The organism is Streptomyces griseorubiginosus (assembly GCF_017614965.1).
Taxonomy (GTDB): Bacteria; Actinomycetota; Actinomycetes; order Streptomycetales; family Streptomycetaceae; genus Streptomyces; species Streptomyces griseorubiginosus_B.
Genome location: NZ_WVUG01000086.1, coordinates 21,603 through 30,409, shown reverse-complemented (window position 1 = coordinate 30,409; position 8,807 = coordinate 21,603). Strand labels below are relative to the sequence as shown.

General features: G+C 68.8%; 6 protein-coding genes and 1 pseudogene. 1 reads left to right on the top strand and 6 read right to left on the bottom strand.

Annotated elements, in window-relative coordinates:
- Both GRC12_RS18270 and GRC12_RS18265 read right to left on the bottom strand, forming a co-directional pair.
- Positions 1 to 580, bottom strand: a pseudogene (locus tag GRC12_RS18270) (murein biosynthesis integral membrane protein MurJ); the annotation flags it as partial.
- A gap of 43 nt (positions 581 to 623) precedes the next feature.
- Entirely contained in the window at positions 624 to 3,014 is a 2,391-nt protein-coding gene (locus GRC12_RS18265) for a DUF6049 family protein (RefSeq protein WP_208780365.1), read from the bottom strand.
- Between the two features lie 211 nt (positions 3,015 to 3,225).
- On the opposite strand from GRC12_RS18265, the gene GRC12_RS18260 reads away from it, so the two are divergent.
- Positions 3,226 to 4,668: a CCA tRNA nucleotidyltransferase gene (locus tag GRC12_RS18260; RefSeq protein ID WP_208780364.1), complete on the top strand. Its 1,443-nt coding sequence runs from the start codon at positions 3,226 to 3,228 to the stop codon at positions 4,666 to 4,668.
- 106 nt (positions 4,669 to 4,774) lie between these two features.
- Here GRC12_RS18260 and GRC12_RS18255 read toward each other — a convergent pair whose 3' ends face one another.
- The 4 genes from GRC12_RS18255 to GRC12_RS18240 form a co-directional block, all read right to left on the bottom strand.
- Complete coding sequence (locus tag GRC12_RS18255) at positions 4,775 to 5,299, bottom strand: LppU/SCO3897 family protein (protein WP_208780363.1); 525 nt, start codon at positions 5,297 to 5,299, stop codon at positions 4,775 to 4,777.
- Positions 5,300 to 5,390: 91 nt separating this feature from the next.
- Positions 5,391 to 6,683, bottom strand: coding sequence for an MFS transporter (locus GRC12_RS18250; protein ID WP_208780362.1), 1,293 nt, complete (start codon positions 6,681 to 6,683; stop codon positions 5,391 to 5,393).
- A gap of 101 nt (positions 6,684 to 6,784) precedes the next feature.
- Positions 6,785 to 7,867 carry an inositol-3-phosphate synthase gene (locus GRC12_RS18245; protein ID WP_208780361.1) on the bottom strand — a complete coding sequence of 361 codons (1,083 nt, stop codon included), beginning with the start codon at positions 7,865 to 7,867 and terminating at the stop codon, positions 6,785 to 6,787.
- 44 nt (positions 7,868 to 7,911) lie between these two features.
- Positions 7,912 to 8,595 (bottom strand): PadR family transcriptional regulator, encoded by a 684-nt coding sequence (locus tag GRC12_RS18240; RefSeq protein WP_208780360.1) that lies wholly within the window; start codon positions 8,593 to 8,595, stop codon positions 7,912 to 7,914.
- Positions 8,596 to 8,807 lie beyond the last annotated feature (212 nt).

The following is an 8,807-nucleotide window of genomic DNA, read 5'->3' as shown; positions in this document are numbered from 1 at the left end:
TATAAGAGACAGGGTTCATGGTCTGGTCGTCGACCGGCGCCGACGAGGGGGTCTGCGCACCCGGAGCGGTCGCCGGGCCCGGCACCGTCAGGGGTTCGGGCGTCAGAGGGCCGGCGCCCTGCTGCTGGTCCCGGAAGAGGTGCGCGAACGCGTCGTGCTCGGGACGGTCCTCGCCGGCCCGGGTCACCAGGTCGTCGACACCGACGTACTGGGTGGTGCGGGGGTCGTCGCCGTGCGGCAGGTACTGGGTCGCGCCGTCCGGCTCGGGCGCCGGGGGCCGTGCCCACACGCGCGGGTCGGGGGCGTACGGCGACTGGGGCGGCTGGCCGTACAGCGGCTGCTGCGGCTGGTAGCTGCCCGGGGGCGGCGGAGGGTGCGCGGCACGGTCGTAGAGCGCCTCGGCGACGGGATCCTGCGCCGCCAGGTCCTGTGCGCGGTACGGGTCCTGGTCGTAGGCGTCCTGGAGGTACATGTCGGCGGGCGGCTGCGGCGGCACCTGACCGGGCTCGGGCGGCGGGCCCTCGGGATACCCCGAGTTGCCCGCGGCCTGGCCGCGGTCACCGTCGTACGGCGCGTTCATGGTTACCCCACCTCATAGTCCCGGGCCCACGGCCACGACATCCTCAACGGTCCACTCTCTCACCCGCGCCGGACGGGTCCGTGCTTTCCGCTGCGGTGTCCGCTGTCGGGTCACTCGGCTGCTGCGGGTCGTCTGCCCGGGCATCGGTGCCCGACTCCTCCTTGAGACGGCTGGCGGGGTCCTCGGGGTTCTCCGGTTCCTCGTCGCCCTCGGCCGCGGTGTCGTCGGGACCTTTCTCCGCGGCTTCGCGGGCGGCTGCCCGCTTGCGCTGGGTGTACATGCGGAAACCGGCGAGGACGAGCAGCAGGAAGCCGCCGCCGATGACCAGCATCACGGTGGCCGTGAACTCGGTGACCTTGACCTCGAAGGAGACCGGGCCGCCGTACTTCTGACCGTCCTCCGTGTACAACTGGGCCGTCACGGTCGCCTGGCCGTTGGCCTTGGCCGTCGTGGTGAACTTCACCGTCTGGCTGTGGCCGCCGGAGACCGCGATGGGCTGTTCGTCGTAGGCGTCATCGCCGATCTTGAGGCGGGTGGGGCTGTTCGAGGTGAGCCGCAGCACCAGGTGCTGGACGCCCTGCACCAGGTTGTTCTGGACGGTGACGGGGATCGTGGCGCTGCGTCCGGACAGCTTGGTGTCGGACTTGTCGATCAGCTTGACCTGGCCGGTCAGGCCGGTGAGGTAGGTGTCCACGTCGGTGCGGAAGCTCTGCGCGGCGTACGGACGACCGCGCCACGACGTGGACATCTCGCGGTTCATGGCCCGCCCGAAGGGGGTCACCACCCGTGACTCGTTGGTCAGGATCACCCGGAAGTTGTCGAGCTTGTCCTGGGTGCCCGCGATCTGCTCGAAGGCCGAGCGCGGCAGCTCCTGCTTGCGCAGCGAGGAGGGGTACTCCGAGGCCGACGGCACCTTGGTGGTGGCGCCGGGATCCGGTTTGGCCTTAGCGGCCGCCGTGAGCTTCTCGGACTGGGACCAGTTCCCGGCCTCGAGGTCCGTCACGGCCTCGGCCATGGCCTGGGCCTGGCGGGTCGTCGGGATGCGCTGCGGGGCGACGACGATGCTGCGCTGCCTGTTCGTCTGGGTGTTCAGGGCGAGGCTCTGGGCGAGGAACCTCTGCACGGCCAGCGTGGACGCGGAGGCCTTGCTCAGATCGCCCTGGAAGGCCGTCGACAGACGGGAGTCCGCGACCACCGCCGTGACGCCGCCGCCGATCGGGCGGGCGGCGGAGGGCGTGTACGACAGGCCTCCGGTCTCCTGGAGGCTGTCGCTGCGGGCGATGATCTGGTCGGCGCCCGCGGAGGTGGCGACCTTCACGATCGACGGGTCGACGGCGCCGTCCACGGGCCAGGCGAAGTCGGTCGTCGGGGTGACGTGCAGCACCGTCTTCACCGTGGTGGCGGCGACGTCCGTGGCTTCCTTGAGGTGGCTCAGCGAGCCGGTGACGTTGGTGCCGTTGTGGGCGAGGGAGGCCAGGTCCGGGTCGGCGAAGGGGAGGGCGACGACCTCCTTGTCCGCCACCGCCTGCTGCAGTTCGTCGAGCCACTGCTTCGCGATCGCCTGGTGCGTGCCCGCCGTGGTGCCGCCCGCGGTCTGGATCTTGTAGCTGCCGGTCATGGCGTCGACGGATGCCAGCAGGTCGGGGTCGACGACCCAGGTCACGTCGAGGTTCTTGCCCAGTGAGAGCATCTCGTCCAGGCGGCCGCCGGGGGAGATCGCCTTGGCGAGGTCGTCGTTGAGGAAGACCGGCGTCTGCTGCTGGTTCGACCCCGTCTCCGCCGTCATGTGGACGTCGGAGACCAGGGGCCACAGGAACGTCGTCTTCGTCTTGGTGTCCGCGGCGTTGGGCTGCCAGGGCAGGAAGGTCCGCTGGATCCCGAGAACCTGGTCCCACGGCTGGGCGGAGGTCTGGCCGGAGAGCGAGACAGCGAACTGGTACACCCCGTCGTCACCGAGGTCCAGCTTGTCGACCGGCACGGAGATGCTGAAGGGCTCGGCGACCCCCGGGGTGAGCTTGGTGAAGTCCTCGGCGTACTTGCCGCCCACCTCCGTGCCGGTGGGGCCCTGGAGGCTGTCGCTGTCGCGGGCGGCGCTGTCGATGCCGGAACGCGTGGTCAGCTCGGGGCCGATGCGCAGTCCCAGATGGGCGTCGGTGACCGCCTGCTTGCCGTTGTTGGTCACCGTCCCGGACACGGTGAGGGTGTCGCCGTCCGAGGGGACGGTCGGGCTGAGGGAGTCCAGGGCGATGGCGACCGAGCCGGAGCCGGAGGTGTCCTGCAGGGAGGTCCGGCCCACGGCGTCCGCGTGGCTCGCGGCAGGCAGCTGCAGCAGACCGGCCAGCAGCGGCGCCCCGGCGAGCAGCGCCCCGGAGCGCCGCAGCCAGCGGCGGGCAGGTGAGGGACTCGTCCCCTGGAAGTCTGCCGCCTCGGCCACGCGCTCGCCCGTCCCTCGTCGTCGTCAGTGGTCGTCGCAATGTGCGTCCACGCATGGTAACGATGCGCGCTGAGGGGAAGTGCCGCGGACTGCTCCGCAAGATCCGAGAACAAGATCGTCCCGTCCCAAATGTGCCTGTATAAGGACCGCGGGGTTGTGCACGTTTAATGGAGGCGCCCACGGTCGTTCGGGCCACGTACCCTCTTCTGTTGTGCCGAACGCCAACGAAGACAACGCCCGTACCCCGAACCAGGCCCCGTCCAGCACGCCGGACGAGGCGCTGAGGGTCACCCCTGTCGCAGACGACCTCGCCCGTCGCTTCCAGGCGGCCGGGTTCTCGCTCGCCCTCGTCGGCGGCTCGGTCCGGGACGCGCTGCTGGGACGGCTCGGCAATGACCTCGACTTCACGACCGACGCCCGCCCCGAGGACGTCCTCAAGATCGTCCGGCCCTGGGCGGACGCCGTGTGGGAGGTCGGCATCGCCTTCGGCACGGTCGGCGCGCAGAAGAACGGCTACCAGATCGAAGTCACGACCTACCGGTCCGAGGCGTACGACCGAACCTCACGCAAGCCCGAGGTGTCGTACGGCGACTCGATCGAGGAAGATCTGGTTCGGCGCGACTTCACCGTGAACGCGATGGCTCTCGCGCTTCCCGAGCAGAAGTTCATCGATCCCCATGACGGACGCGCCGATCTCGCCGCCCGTGTGCTGCGTACCCCCGGCACCCCCGAGGACTCCTTCTCGGACGACCCGCTGCGGATGATGCGCGCGGCTCGTTTCGCCGCTCAGCTGGACTTCGAGGTGGCTCCCGAGGTCGTGACGGCGATGAAGGAGATGGCGGGACGGATCGAGATCGTCTCGGCCGAGCGGGTTCGGGACGAACTCAACAAGCTGATCCTGTCCGACAATCCGCGCAAGGGCCTGACCCTCCTTGTCGACACCGGCCTCGCCGACCACGTTCTGCCCGAGCTGCCGGCCCTGCGGCTGGAGAGCGACGAGCACCACCGTCACAAGGACGTCTACGAGCACACGCTCATCGTCCTGGAGCAGGCGATCGCGCTGGAGGAGAACGGTCCCGATCTCACCCTGCGTCTGTCGGCGCTCCTGCATGACATCGGAAAGCCGCGTACTCGTCGCTTCGAGAAGGACGGACGCGTCTCGTTCCACCACCACGAGGTGGTCGGCGCGAAGATGACCAAGAAGCGCATGACGGCGCTCAAGTACTCCAACGAACTGGTGAAGGACGTCTCACGTCTGGTCGAACTCCACCTGCGCTTCCACGGATACGGCACGGGCGAATGGACGGACTCCGCGGTCCGCCGCTATGTCCGGGACGCCGGGCCGCTCCTCGGCCGGCTCCACAAGCTGACGCGCTCGGACTGCACCACCCGCAACAAGCGGAAGGCGGCGGCACTGTCCCGCGCCTACGACGGTCTGGAGGAGCGCATCGCCCAACTCCAGGAGCAGGAGGAGCTGGACTCCATCCGCCCGGACCTGGACGGCAATCAGATCATGGAGATCCTGGGTGTCGCGCCGGGCCCGGTCATCGGCCGTGCCTACCGGCACATGCTGGAACTGCGGCTGGAGAACGGACCGATGGAGCACGATGCGGCGGTGGCCGCGCTCAAGGAGTGGTGGGCCGAGCAAAGCTGAGCCTCTGTGTGGAACGGCGGCATGTTTCACGTGAAACATGCCGTCACCGGACGTGCTGCGGGGCGGTGTTTCACGTGAAACACCGCCCCGCAGTTGCGTGTCCTCGTTACTTGTGGTCCTTCAGGCAGAGCAGGAAGTCGCTGCCGTCGCCGGACTCGGTGTACGTGTACTGGAAGTCCTTGGCCGCGGCTTCGCACTTCGTCGACGCCGAGAGCTCGGTGGAGTACGAACCCTTCACCTTCGCCAGCACCACGTACTGGGCCTTCGACGAGCCGCAGTCGACCACCTCGAGGTCCGGGTCGGTATCGGAGGTGCTGCCGCGGTGCATGCAGTCACCGACCTTGGCGGTGTTGGCGTCGTCCTGGCTGGCTATGTAGCCCACGATGGCCGCGACGGCCACGACCGCGACGATGACGATGTTCTTGATCGCCTTGAAGCTCAGCTTACGGCGAGGCTGCGCCGGAACCGGGGCGTACGGCGCGGCCCCCGGCGGGGGAAACCCGGGCTGCCCGGGCTGACCCGGCTGCTGCGGGTAGGCGGCGTGCGGCGGGTACGGCGCCTGGGGCTGCGGCTGGCCGTAGGGCTGCTGGCCCTGAGCGAACGGGTTCTGGCCCTGAGGCGGAGTGGTCACGTGGGTGTCCCCCTGAAAGTGGATGAGCTGCGCACATAAGAGGCGCGTAAGACGCAGGTAAGTTACCGGCCGCCACTGACACTGCTGTGACTCAGGTGGACTCTGTGGCCTTCATGTGACACTTACGGCGCTCAAAGTGGGCCATAGCCGCAGCAATTGCTCCGTAGGCAACGGCGACCGCGACGACCACGGTCGTGGAACGGCCGTCCGGTGGCAGCATCAGTGCGGCGACCGCGGCGGCGCCGACGAAGGCGATGTTGAACAGGACGTCGTAGACGGAGAAGATCCGCCCGCGGAAGCCGTCGTCGACGCGGGACTGCACGACCGTGTCCGTGGCGATCTTCGCCCCCTGCGTCGTCAGACCCAGGACGAACGTCGCGACGAGCATGGGGCCGACGGCGAACGGGAGCCCGAGGGCAGGCTCCAGAACCGCGGCACTCGCCGCGCATACGACGATCCAGCGGCCGGGACCGAGCCGTCCCGCCGCCCAGGGGGTCACGACGGCGGCCGCGAAGAAGCCGGCTGCGGACGTCCCCAAGGCCAGACCCAGCAGCCGCAGTCCGTCGTCCGCGTTCGAGGAGAAGGCGTACCGGCACAGCATCAGCAGCATGACCAGCAGAGCGCCGTAGCAGAACCGCATCAGCGTCATCGTGAGGAGCGCCCAGGCCGCCTCCCGGCGGGGTGGAGCGGTCAGGTGCCGGACCGCTGCCGCCAGGTCGCGAGCGGTACCGGCGAGTGCCGCACCGAGGCGTGGCTGTACCAACTCCTGGTCGGGCCCGAGCAGTCCGGGGGCCAGGCGCAGTGAGGCGAACGCCCCGCACAGGTAGAGCAGGGCGCCCAGCAGCACCACGGCGGCGTCCGAGTCGGCCACCACCAGCCGTACGACGAAGGCGAGACCTCCGCCGGCGGTCGCGGCGAGCGTCCCGGCGGTCGGCGACAGGGAGTTGGCCATCACGAGCCGTTCCTCGTCCACGACGCGGGGCAGGGCGGCGGACAGGCCCGCGAGGACGAAGCGGTTGACGGCGGTGACACAGAGCGCGGAGGCGTAGAAGAGCCAGTCCGGGACGTGGGCGAGGATCAGAACGGCCGTGGCCGAGGCCATCAGGGCGCGCAGCAGGTTGCCGTAGAGGAAGACCTGGCGACGGCGCCAGCGGTCCAGGAGAACGCCGGCGAAGGGGCCGACCAAGGAGTACGGGAGCAGCAGGACCGCCATCGCGGAGGCGATCGCGGCGGCCGAGGTCTGTTTCTCCGGCGAGAAGACCACGTAGGCGGCCAGCGCGATCTGGTAGACCCCGTCGGCTCCCTGGGAGAGCAGTCGTACGGCGAGCAGTCGTCGGAAGTTCCGGAAGCGGAGCAGGACGCGCAGGTCGCGGACGACGGACATGGGGCACAGCCTCACATACGGGGAGGGTCCCCGGGCACGTGGCCCGGGGACCCTCTGGAGCCCTGGCAGGAGCGTTTTCAGTGCGTGGCGCTGCGAGCCGCTTAGCGCTCGACCTCACCCTTGATGAACTTCTCGACGTTCTCGCGGGCCTCGTCGTCGAAGTACTGGACCGGCGGGGACTTCATGAAGTAACTGGAGGCCGACAGGATCGGGCCGCCGATGCCGCGGTCCTTGGCGATCTTCGCGGCGCGCAGGGCGTCGATGATGACGCCGGCGGAGTTCGGGGAGTCCCAGACCTCGAGCTTGTACTCAAGGTTCAGCGGGACGTCGCCGAACGCGCGGCCCTCGAGGCGGACATAGGCCCACTTGCGGTCGTCGAGCCAGGCGACATAGTCGGACGGGCCGATGTGGACGTTCTTCTCGCCGAGGTCCCGGTCGGGGATCTGGGAGGTGACGGCCTGGGTCTTGGAGATCTTCTTGGACTCGAGGCGGTCGCGCTCGAGCATGTTCTTGAAGTCCATGTTGCCGCCGACGTTCAGCTGCATCGTGCGGTCCAGGATGACGCCGCGGTCCTCGAACAGCTTCGCCATGACGCGGTGCGTGATGGTGGCGCCGACCTGCGACTTGATGTCGTCGCCGACGATCGGGACGCCCGCCTCGGTGAACTTGTCGGCCCACTCCTTGGTGCCGGCGATGAAGACCGGAAGGGCGTTGACGAAGGCGACCTTGGCGTCGATGGCGCACTGGGCGTAGAACTTCGCCGCGTCCTCGGAGCCCACGGGCAGGTAGCAGACGAGGACGTCGACCTGCTTGTCCTTGAGGACCTGGACGACGTCGACCGGCTCCTCGGCGGACTCCTCGATGGTGAGGCGGTAGTACTTGCCGAGACCGTCGAGGGTGTGGCCGCGCTGGACCGTCACGCCGGTGTGCGGGACGTCGGCGATCTTGATGGTGTTGTTCTCGGAGGCGCCGATCGCGTCCGCGAGGTCGAGGCCGACCTTCTTGGCGTCGACGTCGAACGCGGCGACGAACTCGACGTCACCGACGTGGTAGTCACCGAACTGCACGTGCATCAGGCCGGGGACCTTCGACGCCGGGTCGGCGTCCTTGTAGTACTCGACTCCCTGCACCAGCGACGCGGCGCAGTTGCCCACGCCGACGATGGCTACGCGAACCGAACCCATTCCGGTTGCTCCCTGTGTGTACGAGTGAGGCCCTGACTGGGCGCTCACGTGGCGGTGTCGTCGGGCGTATCCGGCCCGGGGGTGTCCCCGGTCCGGGGCAGGACGCCCGGCGCTCCAGATGTGGTGTCGTGCCGAGCGGGCCCCCCGGAGGCAGGACCCTTGAGGTCCCGTCCGGCCCGCTCGCTCTCGATGAGCTCGTTCAGCCAGCGCACTTCGCGCTCCACGGACTCCATCCCGTGGCGCTGGAGCTCAAGCGTGTAGTCGTCGAGGCGCTCCCGGGTGCGGGCGAAGGAGACACGCATCTTCTCCAGGCGCTCCTCCAGCCGGCTGCGGCGTCCCTCCAGCACGCGCATGCGCACGTCGCGTGACGTCTGCCCGAAGAAGGCGAAGCGGGCGGCGAAGTGCTCGTCCTCGTACGCGTCGGGGCCCGTCTGCGACAGCAGCTCCTCGAAGTGCTCCTTGCCCTCGGCCGTCAACCTGTAGACGATCTTGGCGCGACGCCCTGCGAGTGGTGCGGCGAGGGCGTCATCAGGAGCGTTCCCCGATTCCTCGGTCAACCAGCCGTTGGCGACCAGCGTCTTGAGGCAGGGGTACAGCGTCCCGTAGCTGAACGCGCGGAACACGCCCAGTGACGTGTTGAGCCGCTTGCGCAGCTCGTATCCGTGCATCGGGGACTCGCGGAGCAGGCCGAGGACGGCGAACTCGAGGATCCCGGACCTCCGGCTCATCCCCTCGCCTCCTCGCCTTATCTCGCTCCGATGTATCGACTCGATACATCAGGACGATAGAACGGCCTTCCGGATGGGACAAGTGGGGAGACGGTGAACGGGATCACACCACTTATTCATCCGAGGCAAGTTGTCTGGTTTAGGGCGAACTTGGGAACTCGGCGGGTTTTGACGGTGCGTAGTCTGTGCGCCATGCACACCACCGGGAACCG

Bases quoted from the DNA above. Each gene is read 5' to 3' on its own strand.
- GRC12_RS18250 (WP_208780362.1), bottom strand. From the start codon at position 6,683: ATGTCCGTCGTCCGCGACCTGCGCGTCCTGCTCCGCTTCCGGAACTTC.
- GRC12_RS18245 (WP_208780361.1), bottom strand. From the start codon at position 7,867: ATGGGTTCGGTTCGCGTAGCCATCGTCGGCGTGGGCAACTGCGCCGCG.
- GRC12_RS18240 (WP_208780360.1), bottom strand. From the start codon at position 8,595: ATGAGCCGGAGGTCCGGGATCCTCGAGTTCGCCGTCCTCGGCCTGCTC.